19 protein-coding genes are annotated in these 20695 nt (G+C 37.0%); 13 read left to right on the plus strand and 6 right to left on the minus strand.

Annotated features, from left to right (window positions below):
• Positions 1-142 precede the first annotated feature (142 nt).
• A complete protein-coding gene (locus CDA10_RS13540; protein ID WP_089606110.1) occupies positions 143-1189 on the plus strand; it encodes a TonB family protein in 1047 nt (348 codons plus the stop codon).
• 190 nt (positions 1190-1379) lie between these two features.
• On the opposite strand, the gene CDA10_RS13545 is transcribed toward CDA10_RS13540, so the two are convergent.
• From CDA10_RS13545 to CDA10_RS13560, 4 genes are all read right to left on the minus strand, one after another.
• Entirely contained in the window at positions 1380-2123 is a 744-nt protein-coding gene (locus CDA10_RS13545) for an amino acid ABC transporter ATP-binding protein (protein ID WP_089606111.1), read from the minus strand.
• A gap of 13 nt (positions 2124-2136) precedes the next feature.
• On the minus strand, positions 2137-2814 hold the full coding sequence (locus CDA10_RS13550; protein WP_089606112.1) for an amino acid ABC transporter permease: 678 nt from the start codon (positions 2812-2814) through the stop codon (positions 2137-2139).
• A 2-nt stretch (positions 2815-2816) separates the two neighbouring features.
• Positions 2817-3659 carry an amino acid ABC transporter permease gene (locus CDA10_RS13555; RefSeq protein WP_089606113.1) on the minus strand — a complete coding sequence of 281 codons (843 nt, stop codon included), beginning with the start codon at positions 3657-3659 and terminating at the stop codon, positions 2817-2819.
• Between the two features lie 94 nt (positions 3660-3753).
• Positions 3754-4605, minus strand: a complete 852-nt coding sequence (locus CDA10_RS13560) for an amino acid ABC transporter substrate-binding protein (RefSeq protein ID WP_407640380.1) — start codon at positions 4603-4605, stop codon at positions 3754-3756.
• A 572-nt stretch (positions 4606-5177) separates the two neighbouring features.
• On the opposite strand from CDA10_RS13560, the gene CDA10_RS13565 reads away from it, so the two are divergent.
• From CDA10_RS13565 to hisG, 5 genes are all read left to right on the plus strand, one after another.
• The gene (locus CDA10_RS13565) at positions 5178-6632 is read left to right on the plus strand and encodes an RNA polymerase factor sigma-54 (RefSeq protein WP_089606115.1); all 1455 of its coding nucleotides are present in this window, start codon (positions 5178-5180) and stop codon (positions 6630-6632) included.
• 182 nt (positions 6633-6814) lie between these two features.
• Positions 6815-7153 (plus strand): ribosome hibernation-promoting factor, HPF/YfiA family, encoded by a 339-nt coding sequence (hpf, locus tag CDA10_RS13570; RefSeq protein WP_089606116.1) that lies wholly within the window; start codon positions 6815-6817, stop codon positions 7151-7153.
• A 140-nt stretch (positions 7154-7293) separates the two neighbouring features.
• Positions 7294-7545, plus strand: a complete 252-nt coding sequence (gene ibaG, locus CDA10_RS13575) for a BolA family iron metabolism protein IbaG (protein WP_089606117.1) — start codon at positions 7294-7296, stop codon at positions 7543-7545.
• Between the two features lie 6 nt (positions 7546-7551).
• Positions 7552-8817: a UDP-N-acetylglucosamine 1-carboxyvinyltransferase gene (murA, locus tag CDA10_RS13580; RefSeq protein WP_089606118.1), complete on the plus strand. Its 1266-nt coding sequence runs from the start codon at positions 7552-7554 to the stop codon at positions 8815-8817.
• Complete coding sequence (gene hisG / locus CDA10_RS13585) at positions 8817-9506, plus strand: ATP phosphoribosyltransferase (RefSeq protein ID WP_089606119.1); 690 nt, start codon at positions 8817-8819, stop codon at positions 9504-9506. Before murA ends, hisG begins: the two co-directional genes overlap by 1 nt.
• A gap of 78 nt (positions 9507-9584) precedes the next feature.
• Here the strand turns inward: hisG and CDA10_RS13590 are convergent, their stop codons facing one another.
• Positions 9585-9926 (minus strand): hypothetical protein, encoded by a 342-nt coding sequence (locus tag CDA10_RS13590; protein ID WP_089606120.1) that lies wholly within the window; start codon positions 9924-9926, stop codon positions 9585-9587.
• Positions 9927-10119: 193 nt separating this feature from the next.
• Between CDA10_RS13590 and hisD the strand changes: the two genes are divergently transcribed.
• Entirely contained in the window at positions 10120-11421 is a 1302-nt protein-coding gene (gene hisD, locus CDA10_RS13595; RefSeq protein WP_167374969.1) for a histidinol dehydrogenase, read from the plus strand.
• A 214-nt stretch (positions 11422-11635) separates the two neighbouring features.
• The gene (gene hisC / locus CDA10_RS13600; RefSeq protein WP_089606122.1) at positions 11636-12733 is read left to right on the plus strand and encodes a histidinol-phosphate transaminase; all 1098 of its coding nucleotides are present in this window, start codon (positions 11636-11638) and stop codon (positions 12731-12733) included.
• Between the two features lie 24 nt (positions 12734-12757).
• Here the strand turns inward: hisC and CDA10_RS13605 are convergent, their stop codons facing one another.
• Positions 12758-14089 carry an anthranilate synthase component I family protein gene (locus CDA10_RS13605; RefSeq protein WP_089606123.1) on the minus strand — a complete coding sequence of 444 codons (1332 nt, stop codon included), beginning with the start codon at positions 14087-14089 and terminating at the stop codon, positions 12758-12760.
• A 260-nt stretch (positions 14090-14349) separates the two neighbouring features.
• On the opposite strand from CDA10_RS13605, the gene filA reads away from it, so the two are divergent.
• The 5 genes from filA to filE all read left to right on the plus strand — a co-directional run bounded on the left by filA (position 14350) and on the right by filE (position 20689).
• The gene (filA, locus tag CDA10_RS13610; protein WP_089606124.1) at positions 14350-15330 is read left to right on the plus strand and encodes a putative pilus system protein FilA; all 981 of its coding nucleotides are present in this window, start codon (positions 14350-14352) and stop codon (positions 15328-15330) included.
• 195 nt (positions 15331-15525) lie between these two features.
• Positions 15526-16362, plus strand: coding sequence for a putative pilus system C39 family peptidase FilB (gene filB / locus CDA10_RS13615; RefSeq protein ID WP_089606125.1), 837 nt, complete (start codon positions 15526-15528; stop codon positions 16360-16362).
• Positions 16363-16413: 51 nt separating this feature from the next.
• On the plus strand, positions 16414-17664 hold the full coding sequence (filC, locus tag CDA10_RS13620) for a putative pilus system protein FilC (protein WP_089606126.1): 1251 nt from the start codon (positions 16414-16416) through the stop codon (positions 17662-17664).
• A gap of 11 nt (positions 17665-17675) precedes the next feature.
• Positions 17676-19340: a putative pilus system OmpP1/FadL family transporter FilD gene (filD, locus tag CDA10_RS13625; protein WP_089606127.1), complete on the plus strand. Its 1665-nt coding sequence runs from the start codon at positions 17676-17678 to the stop codon at positions 19338-19340.
• Entirely contained in the window at positions 19340-20689 is a 1350-nt protein-coding gene (gene filE / locus CDA10_RS13630) for a putative pilus assembly protein FilE (RefSeq protein ID WP_089606128.1), read from the plus strand. The genes filD and filE overlap by 1 nt, the downstream gene beginning before the upstream one ends.
• Positions 20690-20695: the final 6 nt, after the last annotated feature.

The raw sequence follows: 20695 nt of genomic DNA on the forward strand, positions 1-20695 counted from the left end.
CAATAGCAGAGGGTGTTTTTTTATGTTTCGTTTTTCTATTGAAAAATAATCTTGCCCATAAATTAAAAACTAAATACAGTATAAATAATCCGTGATTTAGATTTGCTAATCGTGTTTATTGAAAAATAAAAATGGAATTCTTATGAAGTTTGTTTGGGTATTAGCTGCATCAATATTTGTTAATTTAGCGGCATACGCACAGCCTGAAGCTTTGCAAGATGCAAGTCCAAAATTATCAGAAATCAAAGGATCGAGTCTAGAGCCATTAATAATACCTAAAATGGTTTATCCGAAAAACTTACTTAAGGTAGGAAATGGTGGGAGGGTAAATATAAAAGTTGTAATTAATAAGCAAGGGGAGGTGAGTAAAGTTATAGTCTTAGAATCAATTCATCCCGATTTAGAAAAAGTGGTTGTTCAAAATATTCTAGCGGCTAAATTTAAGCCTATAAAAGAAGAAGTTGAAATTGAAATACCATATGATTTTATGATTCAGGAGCTAAAAGAGAATAACGGAGATGCTCCATTTAAAACATCAAGTGCTTCTGTTCATTTACAAGAAAAATTTCAGTTTGATGTCGCGCCACAAATAAAAATTGTTGTCCCTGTTGTTTATCCTTTGGATTTATTGGAAAAAAATCAAACTGGCAAAGCAAATATAATGATCATTATTGATCCTAATGGTCATATTGTGGAATCTAAAATATTGTCATCAACACAACCTGAATTTGGTTTATCAGCCCAAGCTTCATTTAGTTCATGGGTTTTTGAACCAGCAATTAAAAATGGGCAACCAAGTTGGGCTGCACTATCGAAAGAGTATAATTTTAAACCAATGAACAGAGATACTGGGGTAAATCCTTCAGCTAAAAGAATTTTAAAATATATTGAAAATAATGATGGAAGACTGGTTAACGCCAATCAGTTAGATTCGATCCCAGTAGCATTGTATAGTCCATATCCAAATATACCTTCAGAACTCATTAATAGTAAAAAGTACAAAGAGGTTCTTATTGAATTTTATTTGGATGAAGAGGGAGTGGTTCAGTTACCTAAAGTTATTTCTGCAGAAAATGATGATCTTACGTGGTTGTTGCTTACACAGGTGCAACGTTGGCAATTTCAGAAGCCTTTGAAAAACGGAAAGCCCGTCATTACTAAATTACAATTACCAATCTCGATTGAGTAATTAAAAGTAAATTTGTTGGTAAGTTATTGATATTAATATTTTTTGTGTGTTGAATGAAACTGGTCTTTGCAGAGAATTAATTATTTAAAAGATCTTACTTTTTTGTTTTGATAATGTGTTAATCATCTATTTGAATTGCAATTTCCTAGATAGAAAAATGCCTCAACAAATGATGTTGAGGCATTATTTGTTAATGCACCATCGAAATCTTATCTAAGAAAAATTTAGTTCTTTCATGGCGTTCTTCAGGTTTGTTAAAGAAGTCTTCTGTTTTACAGTCTTCAATAATTTTTCCTTGATCCATAAAGATAACACGACTTGAAACTTTACGTGCGAAGCCCATTTCATGGGTAACACACATCATCGTCATGCCTTCTTTCGCAAGCTGACTCATTACATCAAGCACTTCACCGACCATTTCCGGATCAAGAGCAGAGGTCGGTTCATCGAATAACATGCACACAGGATCCATGCATAGACCACGAGCAATCGCAACACGTTGTTGCTGACCACCTGAAAGCTGACCAGGGAATTTGTCTTTATGCGCAGATAGTCCAACTCGATCTAAATATTGTAATGCTTTCTTCTTCGCTTCTTGCTCAGAACGTTTAAGCACTTTCATCTGACCAATAGTTAAATTGTCAAAAACAGTCATATGCGGAAAGAGTTCAAAGTGTTGGAATACCATACCTACACGTGAACGAAATTTAGCTAAATCTGTTTTAGAATCTTTTAGGGTAGTTCCATCTACAACAATATTGCCTTCTTGAAAAGGCTCTAATGCATTCACTGTTTTAATAAGTGTTGATTTTCCAGAACCAGATGGTCCGCAAACTACGACAACTTCACCTTTTTCAATAGAGGTTGTGCAATCAGTTAGAACCTGAAAATCTCCATACCATTTTGAGATATGTTGTATTTCTATCATTGGCATATCGATTCTCCAATTAACGAATAATTGCTATTTTTTGATGTAAACGCTTCACAAGTCTAGAAAGCGCAAAGGAGATACAGAAGTAAACAACAGCTACAACTAGGTAGAAAGTTGCTTTTGTTTCAGCACCATAAGTATTTGCTAATGTATTAGCATTGCCTAAGAAGTCGGGAGCACTAATGACGTAAACCAATGATACATCTTGGAAAAGTACAATGGATTGAGTGAGCAATACAGGGAGCATGTTTCTAAATGCTTGTGGTAAAACAACATTTGACATGGTCTGTCCATAAGTGAAACCAATTGCATAGCCTGCATTGACTTGACCTTTGGATACAGACTGAATACCTGAACGCACGATTTCCGAGAAGAATGCTGCTTCAAAAATTGCAAATGTTACGACGCTTGAAAAAAGTGGTCCGTAATATGTGTCTGACTGAAACTCAAAAAACTTTGGCAGTAGAAAGTAGAAAATAAAGATGACTTGAATCAGTGGTACACCACGAAAGAAATCAACATAAAATTTAGCAAAACTACTGGCAATTTTATTATTAGACAGTCTCATCATTGCAAGTGGCGTACCGATGAGGATACCGCCAATCACAGAGAGAACTGTAACTGTAACTGTGAATTTGAATCCTGCGAGCAAAGTTTGGATGACATCTTCATTTTGTAATATGCTGAAATCCATAATTATTTACCCCCTGATCCAAGTCCAGGAACTGCCATGCGTTTCTCAATCCAAGCCATGATGTATTTAATAGAATAGGTAATAATTAGATACACTGGAGTAGAGAGAATAAGAATAACAATATCTTGGGATGTTTCTTCACGCATTGTTTTGGTATAAGCAAAGAAATTCAAAACACTCAATGCATATAAAACAGCTGAGTTTTTAAATACGTTCATTGCCTCAGAGGTCAAAGTCGGCCAAACAATACGATATGCGACTGGCAATACAACGTAACGATAGCTTTGGCTTTGAGTCAAGCCAATTGCGAAAGCTGCATTTTTTTGCCCACGTGAAACGGTATTAATACCTGCACGAACTTGTTCCGCGATTCGGGCTGCGGTATATAAGCCAAGTGCGAAGACACCAATTGCAGCAGGATTATCATTGAGAATGTTCTGCCACCATCCGCCATTGACTATTTCTCCACTCCCTGTACTTAAGCTTTTTGGGAGTAGCTCGGGAAATACAAATGCCCAGAAAAATAGTTGAACAATGAGTGGGATGTTACGAAATAATTCGACATAACACGTACCAATAAAAGACAAAGGTTTATTGGGTGCTGTGCGCAATATACCAATAAGAGATCCAACTGTGAAGGCAATAATAAAGGCGAGAACAGCAGTCCAAACCATCGTCCAAACGCCAGAACCTAGGAGTTGTAACCAAGTTGGTGCATCAGCAACAGGGGAGTAACTTTCACCACCAATTGCTTTACATACAGACTCTGCCCATGCCGCTTTTTCTAAACTGTATTCGTTGGAAGGTAGACAATATGCTGTCCAGTTAAGTGAGCCTACTGACATGCGTGCTCCTTGCAATTTTAATTTTTTAAAAAATTATAGATCAAAACATGAGACATATTTTGATCTATACACTATTTTTCTAATCAAAGGGTGCTTAGTTGATACCAGCATCAGTAGGTTTAGCCATAAGCGCTTTATAAGATGAGCTCATAGGCATGTTCATGTTAACATTTTTAGGTGCGATTGGAGACAAGAACCATTTTTTATACAAAGCAGTCATTTGTCCATTTTTCCACATACCTGTTACAACACGGTCTGCAATGGCTTTATATGCTGCATCACCTTTAGGCAGCATAATGCCATAAGGTTCTGAAGATAGAACAGGTCCTACAATTTTGAAATCTTTAGGATTTGATGATTTTGCAATTAAACCTGCAAGGATGTTGTCATCCATAACGAATGCAGCAGCACGACCTGAAGCAACCATTGCAAATGAGTCTGAGTGGTCTTTGCCGTAAACGTTATTTACATTTACTTTTTCGCCTTTTTCACCCATTTTGATGTATTTGTCAGAAGTTGTACCTTGAGTTGTTACAACAGCTTTACCATTTAAATCAGCAATTGATTTGATTGGTGAATTTGCTTTTACAGCCATGCGAACTTCTGTTGCATAGTAGTTTGTAGAGAAACTCACTTGTTGCTGGCGTTGTACAGAGTTTGTGGTTGTACCACATTCCATATCAATATTGCCTGCTAAAATTTCAGGAATACGAGTAGAAGAAGTAACAGCTTTATATTCAACTTTGAGGTTTGGCATTTTTAAGGATTTTTTCAGTTCATTTGCAAAATTGTTACAAATATCTACTGCATAACCCATCGGTTTTCCACCAACGACATAAGAAATCGGATCTGAAGATTCACGATAACCAATGATGACTTTTCCTGATTGCTTAATTTTTACAAGAGTATCTGCTGCTTGAGCTTGTGAAAAAGCGCCACTCGCCATAAGTACGCCAAGTGTTGTTGTTAGTACCTTTGTCGATAATTTCTTCATCTTTGAAGTCTCCATTTGCTTTTATCTTTGAGCAATCTAGCTTAGGTTTCGAATTGTTACATTTTTGGTGTTATGTATTTTGCAATACATGATCCGTCAAACACCGTATCCCTATTTATTTTTATACCTACCCTTTAAATAAGTAAAGGATAAAACATAATAAATAGTAAATTTTGATCAAAATATAATGTGATACCGATCACGATAGGTTTGGTATTGTATTTAAAAAAAATTAAATAAATAGAGGCTAAGGCATTTATTTTAGCTTATGCATTTTTAAACAGTATTTCTTTGATTGATAATGAAATTGACAATATTAAATTTCAATCTATTGATTTTATTTTTAATAAAATCAATACAAGAGCTAAAATTTATTTTAGTTAATAAATAATAAATATTTTTTTAGCAATTCATTCTTTTTTGTGACTAGGCGCATATCGTTGCATATGCTATAAAATACAAATAGGCATGAATTTTGCTTGTTTGTAATTGATACGTGTTAAAACAGTGTGGGGCGCATTTTTATGAAGTTATCGGTTGGATTAAAGGTTGCAAACTCGTTGTCGCTTACGCCTCAATTGCAACAAGCCATTCGATTGCTCCAATTATCGAGTTTAGAGCTTGAGCAAGAAATTCAAATACAACTGGATAGTAATCCACTACTTGAAAAAGTAGAGGAGGAAAGTCATGAAATTGAAAGTTTAGATGAAACTAAAAAAGAACAACAAGAATATGAACTTTCTGAGTCTTTAAATGCAGATCATTTACCCGATGAATTACCTGTAGATACCGATTGGGACGATGTTTATACGCACCAATCCACTGCAATGGAACGCCCTGAATTTGATGATCGTGAAGATAATCGCCATGCTGAAGCATCACTTAAAGAACACATGCTTGGACAGGTTAACCTCTTACATTTTTCACCAGTCGACCAACTCATTGCATATTGTCTTGTTGATGCTTTGGATGAAAAAGGTTTTTTAGATGCAGATGTAGAAGAAATTGTCAGTTCAGTTCAGCATTTATTACAACAAATGGATTATGAAATAGAAGTTGAAGTTGACGAGGTTTTGGTTGTTTTAAAACATATTCAACGGCTAGAACCGATTGGAATCGGGTCTAGAAATTTAGCAGAATGTTTATTTATACAAATAGATACTTTGCCGAATACAACTTTATTTAGAAAAGAAGCTTTAATGTTATTGAAACATTATGAGCTATTGGTGAGTAATGATTTAAATAAACTCATTAAACAAACTGGTTTAAATGCAGACCAATTAAAATCAGCTGTTGATTTATTGAAGACTTTAAAGCCTTATCCGGGTGCTGAATTTGAACAAAAAGAATCAGATTATCAAATTCCAGATGTGGTGGTTTCTAAAAAAAGTGAACACTGGCATGTACAACTAAATCCCGATATTTTGCCTAAATTAAGAATTAATACTTTTTATTCTGGAATGATTAAGCGCGCTGACCAAAGTGATGATAATCAATATTTACGTAATCAAATGTTGGAAGCTAAAAACTTTATTAAAAGCGTTGATGAGCGACATAAGACATTGTTGAAAGTTGCTACATGTATTGTGCAGCATCAAAGAGAGTTTTTAGAAATTGGTGCTGAGGGAATGAAACCTCTGGTACTACGTGATGTTGCGGAGGAGGTGGAGTTACATGAATCTACAGTTTCTCGAGTAACAACCAATAAGTTTTTACTTACTCCACGTGGTTTATTTGAGTTAAAATATTTCTTTTCAAGTCATGTGGGAACAACAGCAGGTGGTGAGGCTTCTTCAACAGCGATTCGTGCAAAAATCAAAAAACTGATTTCAGATGAAAATCCACGGAAACCTTTGTCAGATAATACGATTGCAAATTTGTTGAAAGATGATGGGATCGAAGTTGCTCGAAGAACGGTCGCAAAATATCGTGAATCGTTACATATTCCTTCATCTTCAGATCGAAAAGTCTTGATCTAACTTTTAAAATGTGGCAATTCTAAAGGTTCATTATGACAAAATAATGAACCGCTTGTTAGTTTTTTGGAGTAGTTAAAATGATTGCATGATGTAAGGTACAGTATTTTCCTCGGTGAATTCTGGCATCAGATCATTTTGATTATGACGATCATATCTTCATTACGAAGGAGAGGGATGGAACTATGCAAATTACAATTCGTGGACATCATTTAAGTATTACACCTGCAATAGAAGAAAGCATTCGAGATAAATTTACACAGATGACCAAGCATATAGATCAAGTGAATAGTATGCAGGTGAAGCTAAGTAAAGATCATCAATTGGATAAAAGATCAAAAAAAGGGAGTGCAAACCATATCGCAGAGGCGATTGTACGATTACCGGGAATTGAGCTGTTTGCTCAAGCTTCTGCTGATGATATGTATAATGCGATTGCAAAGCTCAGTGATAAATTAAAAAGACAGTTAGAGCGACATCGTAAAATGCAGTTAAATTATCAACCGTTGTTGGTATCTGCTTAGCATAGAAAAAGAACTAAAAAAAGAGGTTGCAAATACCTCTTTTTTTTATTGATAATTTTGTACGAGATAATGAATTATTTTGCTGAGTTATAGTAAAATAGTCGGTTTTTACACTGTCAGTCCTATAAGAGGTCGATGCAATGAATAGTGAACAGCTCACTGAAATATTAAAAGCAGCTTTTCCTGATGCTGAGGTTGCTGTCAGTGGACAAGCAGGTAAATTTGACCTCCGTATTGTAGACGAACAATTTGAAGGGAAGCGTCCCGTTGCTCGTCAGCAGACAGTGTACCAACCACTAAACTCCTATATCGCAAGTGGTGCAGTACATGCTGTGACTATTCGTGCAATGACTAAAGAAGAATGGCGCAAAGCCAGTATGTTTGGAGCTTAAGCGTCAATGGATAAATTTTTAATTCAAGGCGGTGTAAAATTAGAAGGTGAAGTTCGTATCTCAGGTGCGAAAAATGCTGCTTTGCCTTTATTGGCAGCCATGATCCTTGCAGATACACCCATTACTCTAACCAATGTTCCAAATCTTAAAGATGTGAATACTTTGGTTAAATTGATTGGTGGCTTAGGTGTCACTATGAGTTATCAAGGGGATACAGTTGTTGCTGATACCTCTACATTAGATAACCAATTTGCACCTTATGAATTGGTAAAAACTATGCGTGCATCAATTTTGGTGCTTGGGCCTTTGTTGGCGCGCTATGGTAGTGCTAAAGTTTCGCTTCCAGGTGGATGCGCCATTGGCTCTCGTCCTGTAGATCAACATTTGAAAGCACTTGAAGCTTTAGGTGCGGAAATTGAGGTTGAAGCAGGTTATGTACATGCAAAAGTTGATGGTCGCTTAAAAGGCGGTGAAGTCGTTTTTGATATGGTGACTGTAGGCGGAACGGAAAACATTTTAACAGCCGCTGTTTTAGCTGATGGTGTCACTACAATTCGTAATGCTGCACGTGAACCTGAAATTACAGATCTTGCGCAAATGCTCATTAAAATGGGTGCAAAAATTGAAGGTTTAGATACAGATACATTGGTTGTTACTGGTGTTGAAAGTTTACATGGTTGTGAATATGCAGTTGTTGCAGATCGTATTGAAACAGGTTCGTATTTAGCAGCAGCAGCGATAACTGGTGGTCGAGTTAAAACCACACATACCGATCCTAATTTATTGGAATCAGTACTCGATAAATTCGAAGAAATGGGTGCAGAAGTCACGCGTGGAGACGACTGGATCGAACTAGATATGATGGGTAAGCGTCCAAAAGCGGTAAGCTTCCAAACTCTGCCACATCCTGATTTTCCAACAGATATGCAAGCACAGATCATGGCAGTCAATGCGATTGGTCGTGGGTTTGCAACAATTTCTGAAACGATTTTTGAAAACCGTTTTATGCATGTTCCTGAATTGGCACGTATGGGCGCAAATATTCAGGTTGAAGGTAATGATGCAGTTGTGACTGGGGTGGATAAACTTTCTGCTGCACCAGTGATGGCAACGGATTTACGTGCTTCATTCTCCTTGGTACTGGCTGCTTTAGCTGCTGAGGGTGAAACAATCATTGATCGTATTTACCATATTGATCGTGGCTATGAAGATATTGAGGCGAAATTACAAAGTATTGGTGCCCAAATTCAGCGTGTGAGCGAGACAAGTTAATGAGTGATATGAGAAACGATGATCCAAACTTTGACGTAATGGGCAATTTTGATCATGGTTTAACTTTAGCATTAAGTAAGGGGCGTATTTTAAAGGAAACTTTACCTTTACTTGAAACTGCTGGAATTAACTTGCTGGAAGATCCAGACAAATCTCGTAAGTTGATTTTCCCAACAACACATAAACAAGTTCGTATTCTTATTTTGCGTGCTTCTGATGTACCAACTTATGTGGAAAATGGTGCGGCGGATATTGGTGTAGCAGGTAAAGATGTTCTGATGGAACATGGTGCACAAAATGTCTATGAGCCATTGGATTTGAAAATTGCGAACTGTAGATTAATGACAGCAGGCAAGGTTGGCATGGTACGTCCAAAAGGGCGTTTAAAAATTGCAACCAAGTATGTAAATTTAACCCGTCAGTATTATGCAAGCCTTGGTGAGCAAGTTGATGTGATTAAACTTTATGGATCGATGGAGCTTGCGCCATTGGTGGGTTTAGGTGATTACATTGTCGATGTTGTAGATACAGGCAATACTTTGCGTGCCAATGGTTTAGAGCCATTAGAAGAAATTTGCAAAGTGTCTTCACGCTTGATTGTGAATAAAGCCAGTTTTAAACGTAAACAAGCTTTATTAAGTCCAATTCTTGAACAGCTTGAAAAAGCAGTTGCAGAGCGTCAAAAGTAAAACTTATAAATTAAGTCTACTTTTGCGAATAAATGACCGTCCATATTTGGGCGGTTTTTTATTCATGATTTAAAATATTTAAAGTGTTATGCAATAGGATTCGATCAGTATGAGTTTGTTTGAGTGATTAAAAGTATAAAGGTCACATGCTTGAATAATTGTATTCTTATTTGAATGATAAAATTCAGCAGATCCTTGAATAATGACTGTATTTAAAGATTGATATTGTGCATGAATAGTGAACTTATGTGGTGTTTCATTAAAGTGAGATTGTATTAAATTACAGTGATTTATTGTGTGTTCTAATCCCTTTATATGCTGCTCTCCAATAATATGCCATTCAATATCTTCAGCGAAATATTGAAAGACAGAACTAAACTGACCTAATGAGAATGTCTGAGCTATTTCCTTTATTTGCATCTTAAATCCTATGATGGTTTTTAATTTTTAAATGGATATATAACATTATTTTGGTAAGTGCATTCAGTTAACTTGCTATCTAAAATATCATTTGATGAAAGTATTTTTCTATAAAACTAAATAGAAATGACGATGTTATCTTGCCCACAAGATAGCCAAAACAAGGTAAACTAAATCTTTCCTAAACAACCTTGTGGGTAAATTGATGCGACGTTTATCGACTCAAGAGCTAAACTTTAAACAAGTCTTTGCTGACTTGCTAGCTTTTGAAACAGTGAGTGATCCTGAACTTTTAAAAACAGTAGACCAAATTATTGCAGATGTACGCCAATATGGTGATGCACATGTACTTAAACTCACTCAACAGTTCGATCGACATCCAGCACATCAATTTTCAGATTTAGAACTGTCACAAGAGCAACTTAAAGCAGCATTTGAAGGTTTAACGACAGAAGTACGTGATGCTTTAGAAATGGCTGCACATCGTATTCGTACTTTTCACCAAGCTCAAAAACAAGAGGGCTGGTCTTACGTAGATGAATTGGGGAATACACTCGGACAGAAAGTAACACCATTAGATCGTGTTGGAATCTATGTTCCGGGTGGTTTGGCATCTTATCCATCTTCTGTGTTAATGAATGCGGTTCCTGCACATGTTGCAGGTGTACAAGAAATTATTATGGTTGTACCTGCACCGGATGGTGAATTAAATCCACTGGTATTGGCGGCTGCATATTTGGCAGGTGTACATCGTGTGTTTACCATTGGTGGTGCACAAGCTGTTGCAGCATTGGCTTATGGTACGGAAACCATTCCCCAAGTGGATAAAATCACTGGACCGGGGAATCGTTTTGTCGCAGCTGCAAAACGTGCAGTATTTGGTCAAGTCGGTATTGATATGATTGCAGGGCCTTCTGAAATTTTAGTCTATGCAGAAGGTGAAAATAATGCGGAATGGTTAGCGATGGATATCCTGTCACAAGCAGAACATGACACCGTTGCTCAAGCTATTTTTATTACCCCTGATGAGCAACTTTTAAATGACGTTGCGCAAGCCATTGAAGCACATTTGGCAGCTTTGCCTAAAGCTGAAATTGCACGAACCTCAATTGCGAATCGTGGTGCATTGGTTTTGGTGAAAGATCGTCAAGAAGCAATAGATTTGATTAATCAAGTTGCACCTGAGCATTTAGAACTTTGTTTGGATGAAGCTGAACAAATGTCAGAAAGTATCCGCCATGCAGGTGCAATCTTCATGGGAAGATATACACCTGAAGCGATTGGGGATTATTGTGCAGGTCCAAACCATGTCTTACCTACTTCAGGCACAGCACGTTTTTCATCACCACTGGGTGTATATGATTTCCAAAAACGTTCAAGTTTGATTATGTGTTCTGAACAAGGTGTGAAACCGCTTGCTAAAGCTGCTGACATTCTTGCACAACAAGAAAACTTAGATGCACATGCAAGATCTGCAAGATACCGTTATCAGTAATTGAATTATAGTCTAGGTGAAAAACCTAGTTTTCTAAAACTCTAAGCCTCTCCCTAACCCTCTCCTGAAAGGAGAGGGTATTCTAGTGATGAAAATCGTTTTGATCATTTAGAAGATGGAGATTCCTTTTCTTTGGGGGAGGTTAGGAGAGGAAAATATAAAAAACCTCACCCTAACTCTCTTCTAGAAGGAGAGGGAATATTGAGAAATTAAAATGTCAAATATCACAACTGAGCAAATGCGTTTTTGGAGTCCATCTGTACGTGAATTAGAGCCATACGTACCGGGTGAGCAACCTAAAATTCAAAACTTATTAAAATTAAATACCAATGAAAATCCGTATCCACCTTCACCAAAAGTGGTGGCTGCTGTTCAGACCGTTTTAGTGGATTCAGCAGATGCATTGCGTCTCTATCCCGATCCTGATGCAACCGCATTGAAACAGGCGATTGCAAAACAACAGCATGTTGATGTTAGTCATGTTTTTGTTGGAAATGGTTCGGATGAGGTTCTAGCACATATTTTTAAAGCATTTTTTGTGCAGGATAAACCGATTTTATATCCTGATATTACCTATAGTTTTTATCCAGTTTATAGTCAGTTTTTTCAAATCAGCTCGCAAACTAAAATTTTGCCATTGAATGATGACTTTGAAATAAATATTGATGACTACAAACAGCCGAACGGTGGCATTATTATCACCAATCCAAATGCACCGACCAGTATTGCATTAGGCTTAGAAGCGATAGAGCAAGTGTTACAGGCAAATCCAAATTCGGTGGTTTTGATTGATGAGGCTTATGTCGATTTCGGTGCAGTATCAGCGGTAAGTTTGGTTGAAAAATACGATAATTTAGTGGTGTGCCAAACCACGTCTAAATCGCGCTCTTTAGCTGGTTTACGTGTCGGTTTTGCAATTGCACAACCCCATTTAATTGCTGCTTTAGAAGCCGTGAAAAATAGTTTTAACTCCTATCCAATTGATCGTTTTGCAATAGCTGCTGCTGTAGCATCATTTGAAGATCAAGCATATTTTGAAGCACATTGCCAAAAAGTAATTGATAGCCGTGAGAAATTAACTGCTGATTTAGAAGAGATTGGTTTTAAGGTATTGCCATCAAAAGCTAATTTTATCTTTGCTTCTTTACCCTCAAAGGATGCAGGCGAATTAACAAAACAATTACGTGAAAGAGGTATTATTGTACGTTATTTCAATAAGCCACGAATCAATCAATTTTTACGTATTACTATTGGTACAGATGAGCAAAATCAACGTCTAGTGGATGCGTTAAAAAATGATATCTTGGCTTAAATTAGCCAAGATATTGAATTGAAATTATTCAGGTCGATGCCATGTATTGAGTAAATCAAGCATGGCGGAGACTTTATCGAAACATTCTTGATATTCTGCGTCACAATCAGATGCAATGGTGATTCCGCCACCTGCCCATACAGACACTTCATTTTTGTACTTCTGGATTGAACGAATTAAAATATTCCAAGAACCCGTCCCATCAAAATTGAAATATCCCATAGATCCACAGTATGCACCACGTGGAGCACTTTCTAATTCTTCAATAATTTGCATTGCACGAATTTTGGGTGCGCCTGTAATCGAACCGCCGGGAAGGGCTGAAAGTAGCATTTCAAAAGGATTGACGTTTTCTTTTAAAGTGGCAGTGACCTCGCTCACCATATGATGCACTTGATTAAATGATTCAATATTAAAAAGTTTTGGGGTTTGAACAGAACCGACTTCTGCATAAACACTTAAATCATTTCGCAACAGATCTACAATCATGACATTCTCTGCTTGATCTTTTTGAGAATGGATCAAGGTTTGCTTCGATTGTTCATCCTGAGCAGAATCTTCATAACGAGGCATGGTTCCTTTAATCGGTTTTGTCACGATTTTCCGATTGGCTTCAAAATCTATAAATAATTCAGGCGAACAACTCAATAATTCAAAATCATCAATTTTTAAATAACCTGAGTAGGGCGCATCTGTGAGCTGCCAAAATTGTTCAGCCGTATCAAGTAAACTACCACTCGCTTGAGCTGAAAACTCTTGAGTTAGGTTGATTTGATAACAATCACCAGCTTTGATGTAATCTTGGATTTGATTAAATGCATGAGAATACTGTGATTTAGACCATGTAGGATGGCAAGGTGTGAGTAATTTGAAATCTTGAGAATTATTTTTTGTGGTTAAGAGTAAATCTTGAATATATTGGAATAATTCTTCTGCGCAAGACTCAGTGCTATAGAAAAACCATTGATTTTGTTCAAGTTTTATAAATGTCTTATATTTACCAATAAATAGATTGGGTTGATTTTTAAATTGAGCATAAATGTTTTGCTGACTTGCATAATTATAATCAATAAACCCAATATAACCGCCTTGGAAAGAATCTGAATGTATTGTTGGCGCAGAAAATTCAATGAATTTATTAAGTTGCATTATATTTTTATTGAGTTGATAGTTAAAAACATTGTCTCTTTGATAAAAATAAAGTTGGTCTTTTGTTGCAATACAATAACTTTCAGGTAAAAACGAAACCAATATTTCACCTGAGTTTCTCAAATAGGTACAACCGAATAACAGTTTAAACTTCTGCAATGTATCTGAAATGCTTTTTGAGGAAAAATCTAATGGCTTCCGAAACATAGGGAGTTTTAACTCGATAAAATGCAAAATAATACCGACTATTTTACCTGAAAATTAAGCTTTAAAAAGTGTTTACCGTTTATCGGTTAGTTATCGTTTTTGACAAACAGCAGTTGAACAAAAAGTAACATGCAGTTAATTTAAAAAGGCAAAACGGACTACTCAAGGATTGAAGTTTCTGTTGTAAAAAAACAAAAACAACATGGAACTGCGGAGAGTGGTTAAAAATGAAAAAAAATGCTCTTGGGAGAGTACATATTATGAAATTATTCACTAAACTTGCTTTAGTTTCTGCAGTGGCTATCAGTTCAAACGCAATGGCTATGCAAGCAATGGATGATGCTGCACTAAGCGCAACAACTGGTCAAGATGGTATTTCTATTGGTATCGGTATTACTAAAGTTGATATCGCTAAAGTTCACGTTTTTGATGGTGATGGTTTAGCGGCGGGTTATACAGATACAGTTAATCAAACTGGTACACCGGCGGCTCCAACTGTATATACATCAGGTCATGCAGGGGCGATTACTATTAATAATGTTGTTGTGTCTGCGCCTACAACAGATGGTCTACCGCTTGCTAGTACTGGGGCTAACTTAGACACTACTCGTACTTTAGCTTCACATAACTTGGCTGATTTAACGATTGATACTGATGGTGGTAATGGTCACCCATTCTTAAATATAGCAGCGGCAGTATCTGGTTTAGATATTTCTTTAGGTAAGATAGAAGTCAATGATGTAACAGGTACAGCTGGTGCATATGTTGCTGGTTCTAGCTCTGCGGAAATTTTAAGTGGTTTAAGCTTAAAAACAGGTAAAATGACTGCAAATATCCAATTGGGTAATACACCTCAAGGTGCAATGATTAAAATGAATGGATCAATGATTGGTGGTCTTTCAATTAACAATCTAGCGCTTAAAGATGCTTCAACAGCTGGTGGTGGTTATGTTGCAATTGGTGGTATCAAACTTAATGATACTGGCAGTTCAAATTTAGCGTTGGATGCAGATATCGCTGTTAAATCTACTGGTCTTGCGATTACAGCAATGAAGAATGCTACAGGTACTGATATCTATTTGAAATCGGTTGTATTAGGTGGTGGTACAGGTACAACGACTGGATTCGGTGGTACAGGAGTGGGTAGTGCATCTATTGGTGATGTTGCGATTTCTGGTATGAAAGTATATAACGGTTTAGGTATGACTCCAGGCGCAGTAATCACTATCGCTGGTCACTAATTCAAATTTAAAAAAAGCGCGTTTTATACGCGCTTTTTTTTACAAAAAAACTTAGAAAAGCGACAAAAGTTCAAAAAAATACTGTTTTTTTTTTCAAAAAGCGTTATCTTCTAGTCACAGGGATGTAGAGTGTTCACTCTAAAAATAAAATTAACACTATAGGCAAAACACTGCCGCTACTTGATAGTTAGAATTATGTTAGAAATTACTTTAGGTTCGGCATTAATCTATTATTTTGCCAGCCACGCCTTAGATGTGAAACCCAAGCCAAAAGATGCTGTCTACTATACAGAGCTTGCGGATTCACGAGATAAATCATTTTCACGAAACCATCGTGAAATGGTGACCATCAAGCCCGCCTTAGAAAATCAGTTCCGTGGAATTGTACGTCAAGCGTATGACTACAGTTGTGGCTCTGCCGCACTCACCACATTACTCAATGGCTATGTGGGAACTAACTTAACTGAACAGCAAACCATGGAAGGCTTACTTCGTTTTGGGGAATACAATCGTATTGTAGAGCGAAGAAGCTTTTCACTTTTAGACATGAAGCGTTTTGTTGCTGCAATAGGGTATGAGAGTGGTGGTTTTAAAGGTGAGTTTACGGATCTGATTAATCAAAATCAGCCGGTCATTGTGCCTATTTCTTATGCTGGATTTAAACATTTCGTGGTTTTCAAAGCTTATAAAGATGGTCGAGTTTATGTCGCTGACCCTGCATTAGGTAATATTAGTTTCGACCAAGAACGATTCAAACAGATTTGGGAAAATAATACTTTATTTATTGTCAATGTTGCAAAAGACCAACAGCGCAATATGCTTGCTTTACAAGATGCAGATTTGCGTCATGTCGATGATGCAACAATAAACCGTTATGCATTGGTAGATGCTCAGTTTTCTACTCCCGATTATGCGAATCGAGTTGCAGATAAAGCATCAACAATGCGTAAGGTCATTGACCGAGATGTTAACTCTGCGACATATAATCAGCCAATTACAACGTATATGCGACTCTATTATAAACGTAAGTAGAAGATGGACTAAAAAATTAAATAACGGAATTGAATCTTGGGTAGGAATAAAATGAATAATCAATGGATGAAAAGAACTTTACTTGCAATTAGCATTCAATTTGTAATGGGGAGTTTGTATGCAGCGGAAGAGGATGTCAGTGCTGATGTTGCAGATACTGCTACTGAGGTAGCACAGTCAGATCAAGCAGCATCGGTAGATACAGCACCAAGTACAAGTTCAGAGAGTGTTAGTACAACGAGTGCTGCTACATCACCTAGTCAAGAAGTAGCAATCAATAAAGATGAAACAAAATCTTTAGCGCCAAAACCAGGTACGCAAGCTGCAGCAGCTTTACAAAAGAAAGAAGGTGATGCGACTCAAGAAACTAACCTTCAAGAGGTTTTTACTTCAAATGAGCGCCAATACTCGCTGATTAAAAAGAATGAATTTTCTACTTTTTATGATTTAGATTATTCTTATTATCGCGATAGCCAAATTAATGCAGGGATGAATGAAGGTCAACTCTACCAATTGCGAGTTGATGAAGATGCCAATCATACGATTACCAATACGTTTACTGCTCAGTACGGCATACTTGATAATTTAACCTTTACAGCTTCAATTCCGTTTGTTGCAAAGTCTGATAATTTAAAAGATGCAACCACAGCAGGATTAGGTGATATTAACCTAGGTGCGCGTTGGGAACCATTCCCATTGAAAGCAGGTCGTTTACCTTTAATTTTGTTCGGAAGCCTTTCAACCAAGACTGGTGATAGCCCGTATGAAATTAATCCAAATACGGATTTATCAACTGGTAAAGGCTATTATTCTGTTGGGGTTGGTGCAAGTACCCGTAAATATATCGATCCAGTCGTATTATTTGCATCAGTTTCAGCGAACTATGGTTTTAAAGAAACTGGGCTGAATCAGGTACGTGGTGGTGGTAATGCAGAAGGGGAAGGCGGAAACCAAGCTGGCGGACGTATTTTAGATGAGTTCGATCCTGGGATGACAGGTGGTTTCTCTTTCGGTTTTGCTTATTCATTTAACTACGATGTGTCGATGACAATGTCATATCAACAGTCGTTTAATATGAATACGTCTTTTAAATATAAACCTGTTGCAGGTCAATCTGACTCATATGATGCAGCAGATCAGTCTAGTGGTATGTTCTCTATCGCGCTCGGTGTACGTGTAAATCCTGAAACGATTGTAAACGGTACATTGGGGATAGGTTTAACGGAAGACTCACCTGATATTTCATTAGGTTTATCATTCCCGCTTGATATTTTGGGTTTTGGTAAGAAGAAAGCTAAATAAGGGAGTAATGTATGAAAAACATACGTTTGCGCCCATTGGTTACAGCGATCTTTTTGACAGGGTGCTCAACACAGGCGTTTGCACATTTAGGTTTAAATCTATCTGTAGACATACGTTCATTAACGATGGGGAATGCTGTTACTGCAGATCCTCCTGGTATTAGTGCAATTCATTTTAACCCCGCAGGTTTGACTAAACTAAAAGGCTTACAAACAGATGTACAGGGAATTATTGCGGACTTTAGTGTTCAAAGAGAGTTTTCTGCGCCTGTTGGCTACAACGTATTTGGCTATTCAGACGATCCTCTTGTTTGTAATGATACGCCAGACAATCCATCCAATCTTTGTACAGATTATAAAGGTTCGGTCAGTGGGGACGTTGAATACGCGAGCCTTTATGTTCCAATTCTAAAAAAAGTTGTCGATTTAGGTCCGGGGTGGCCTGTTGTAGCACCTACAGCTGGCGTTTCTTATAACCCGCCAGGATCAAAATTGACCTATGCAACTGCGGCATATGCGCCAATGGTTGCGGGGTTTGGTGCTGAAGATGGTAATCCCGGTAACTATATGGGACAGCAGATTGCAATTGAGCGTATTACTTATTTATCACCATCGATTGCTTATCAGGTGAATGACGAACTCTCGATTGGTGCTTCAGTCGGTATGTCATATAACGCGATGGCGTTAAAGACTGATTTGAGATTTCCCAATGAAATGATTGGTGTATTACGGATGATTGATGAATCTGTTTGTGCGCCATTTCGTAATAATTCGAATGCGATTACAGACTTACTGTTATTTGGTATCTGTAATGCAGACGAAGGGATGAATCCATTTGGCAAATTCGGCAAAATGGAAGTATCGCTCGAACAAAGTCTAAGTCCAAGTTATAACTTAGGTTTAATGTGGGAACCAACTGAAGAATTTGGTTTCGGTATGGTGTACCAAAGCTCGGCTAAAATGCGTATGAAGGGTAAATACTTCATTGATAATGCCAACGCACCAAGAGAACTCATTAAAGGTTTAAACTCATCAGCTACAGGACAAATTTTAGCAGCGATTTTAGGCTTCCCTGGTTATATTCCACCCACAGAGTCTGGTTTAATTGCAATGGATTTAGAATATCCTGCGCATTTTCAGGCGGGTATTAAATATAAAGTTTTACCTGATTTACAAGTTAACTTCGATGTAGGTTGGACTGATTTTAAAGCATGGGAAAAATTCAAATTTGAATTTGATCGTCAAATTTCAGCGCTTAAAATTGCAAAATTATTATCAAATAATGTAACAGACCAATCTTTATCTTTACCATTAGGCTTTAAATCACCATGGAGTTGGGGAATCGGTTTTGAATATTCAGCCAACGATCGTTTAACGTTACGCGCTGGCTATGAGCCGCGTGCCAGTTCCATTCCAGATGATAAACGTAACACGATGGTACCGATTAACAATGCACAGTTATATGGTCTAGGACTCACTTATCGTTTTGATGAAGATACGGATATTGACTTATCCGCTGGTTATTTACGTAGTAAAGATAATATCCCTGCAAATACCAGTAGTTTAGCAAACCAAACAGGTGTGGATAACTTATTACTTAACCCATACGCAGGCTTAAATGTAAAAACAAAAACAGATGTAATTATTTTAGGTATTAACTATAGAACGAGATGGTAATGCGTTTGAAAATGAGCAATACACAAGCTTTAAAACCATTATGGCTAGCCTTGGGAATGAGTCTAGCCATAACAACACCTTATGCTGCAAATTTTTATACAATCATTGGACCAGATGGTCATCCAATGATTGTACAAAAACCTGTAGATGTGCCTAAAGAAATATCTAAAAAACAACCATCTAAAAGTGAGGAATCTAAAAAGGAAATCCCTAAAAACGCTGAAATCAATCCAACGAATATTGAGAATGTTGCATCTGAAAAGGCTCAAAAAAAACAGTCTATTGATCCATCGATTAAGTCACAACCTATTATAAAAACAAAGCCGAATGAAGAAAACCAAACGAGAGTGTATGCAGAACCTGTTGTTATTCAAAAGAATAAATCTGAACCAGTACAAAAGCATCAACATCAAGTAGTGCAACAGCAAAAACCAATCGTTGCTGAACAAAAAGCAATTCAAAATAATTCAAATCAGAATGCAAAAGTAGACAATTCTTTAGCGTCAAAGACACAGCAGAAACTAGTTATAAAATCACCTTCTGCACCCGTTACTATGCAATCTAAAAGTTCTGAGCAAAAAATTGTAGGGACTGAAGCTCCGATGCAAATCTCTAATACAGCCCAAATTCAAGCTGCGCAAGAAGACACGGACAATAATAATTTCACTGTTATTGATGGTGAAAAATATGTCAATAATGAATACTTGGAAGATCGAGAATTCAACTTAGAAGGCAAAAAACGATTCTATATGACACCTGAAGTTGGGGCAGTTCATGGACGTTATGAAACAATCGAACGCCAAAAAGGATTGAGTGCGAGTTTATTAGACCGTATACGCGGTGATTCCAAACCTATAGAAAAACAAGCCATTGTTTTAGCGTCTACTTATTATCGTTTACCACAAAATGAAGTCGTTCAGAATCTTGAGAAAAGTTGCTTTACTGGCAAGAAAGTTTTAAAAGCAAAAAAACTATCCACAAAAAATCAAGAGGTTGGCATTTGGCCTGTTGCTCCGATTAAAGAAAGTTTTGCCTATGAAATTGTTGAATTAGATTCACAAGTGCAAAATGTTTTACTTACTTCATATGCATCCTCTTCAAAAGTTCCTTCATATTACTGGCCTTTGGTGGTTTTTCTTGACCAACAAGGTTGTGTATTGGAAGGTGTAAGTGGCTTTAAAAATGAAGATATGCAAGATAACAATTTACAATTTTCTGCGATGGAAGGCGTATTAAGAAAGCCTGAAAAAGCAGTTTATATGTTTTTAACCCCTTTATCCTCAGCAATCGATGTTGAAAATAAACAATTAACAAATCATGGACAAATTAAGCTGAGTGTTATTCAGTAAGGACGT

Origin of the sequence: Acinetobacter piscicola, from assembly GCF_002233755.1 — a bacterium.
Classification (GTDB): Bacteria; Pseudomonadota; Gammaproteobacteria; order Pseudomonadales; family Moraxellaceae; genus Acinetobacter; species Acinetobacter piscicola.

Excerpts from the sequence above, each read along its gene's own strand:
- hpf (WP_089606116.1), top strand. The coding sequence starts at position 6,815 with ATGCAAATTACAATTCGTGGACATCATTTAAGTATTACACCTGCAATA.
- filC (WP_089606126.1), top strand. The coding sequence starts at position 16,414 with ATGAATAATCAATGGATGAAAAGAACTTTACTTGCAATTAGCATTCAA.
- hisG (WP_089606119.1), top strand. The coding sequence starts at position 8,817 with ATGAGTGATATGAGAAACGATGATCCAAACTTTGACGTAATGGGCAAT.
- CDA10_RS13550 (WP_089606112.1), bottom strand. The coding sequence starts at position 2,814 with ATGGATTTCAGCATATTACAAAATGAAGATGTCATCCAAACTTTGCTC.
- CDA10_RS13565 (WP_089606115.1), top strand. The coding sequence starts at position 5,178 with ATGAAGTTATCGGTTGGATTAAAGGTTGCAAACTCGTTGTCGCTTACG.
- filB (WP_089606125.1), top strand. The coding sequence starts at position 15,526 with ATGTTAGAAATTACTTTAGGTTCGGCATTAATCTATTATTTTGCCAGC.
- CDA10_RS13560 (WP_407640380.1), bottom strand. The coding sequence starts at position 4,605 with ATGGCGAGTGGCGCTTTTTCACAAGCTCAAGCAGCAGATACTCTTGTA.
- ibaG (WP_089606117.1), top strand. The coding sequence starts at position 7,294 with ATGAATAGTGAACAGCTCACTGAAATATTAAAAGCAGCTTTTCCTGAT.
- filE (WP_089606128.1), top strand. The coding sequence starts at position 19,340 with ATGCGTTTGAAAATGAGCAATACACAAGCTTTAAAACCATTATGGCTA.
- CDA10_RS13545 (WP_089606111.1), bottom strand. The coding sequence starts at position 2,123 with ATGCCAATGATAGAAATACAACATATCTCAAAATGGTATGGAGATTTT.
- CDA10_RS13555 (WP_089606113.1), bottom strand. The coding sequence starts at position 3,659 with ATGTCAGTAGGCTCACTTAACTGGACAGCATATTGTCTACCTTCCAAC.
- murA (WP_089606118.1), top strand. The coding sequence starts at position 7,552 with ATGGATAAATTTTTAATTCAAGGCGGTGTAAAATTAGAAGGTGAAGTT.
- CDA10_RS13590 (WP_089606120.1), bottom strand. The coding sequence starts at position 9,926 with ATGCAAATAAAGGAAATAGCTCAGACATTCTCATTAGGTCAGTTTAGT.
- filA (WP_089606124.1), top strand. The coding sequence starts at position 14,350 with ATGAAATTATTCACTAAACTTGCTTTAGTTTCTGCAGTGGCTATCAGT.
- filD (WP_089606127.1), top strand. The coding sequence starts at position 17,676 with ATGAAAAACATACGTTTGCGCCCATTGGTTACAGCGATCTTTTTGACA.
- CDA10_RS13540 (WP_089606110.1), top strand. The coding sequence starts at position 143 with ATGAAGTTTGTTTGGGTATTAGCTGCATCAATATTTGTTAATTTAGCG.
- hisC (WP_089606122.1), top strand. The coding sequence starts at position 11,636 with ATGTCAAATATCACAACTGAGCAAATGCGTTTTTGGAGTCCATCTGTA.
- CDA10_RS13605 (WP_089606123.1), bottom strand. The coding sequence starts at position 14,089 with ATGTTTCGGAAGCCATTAGATTTTTCCTCAAAAAGCATTTCAGATACA.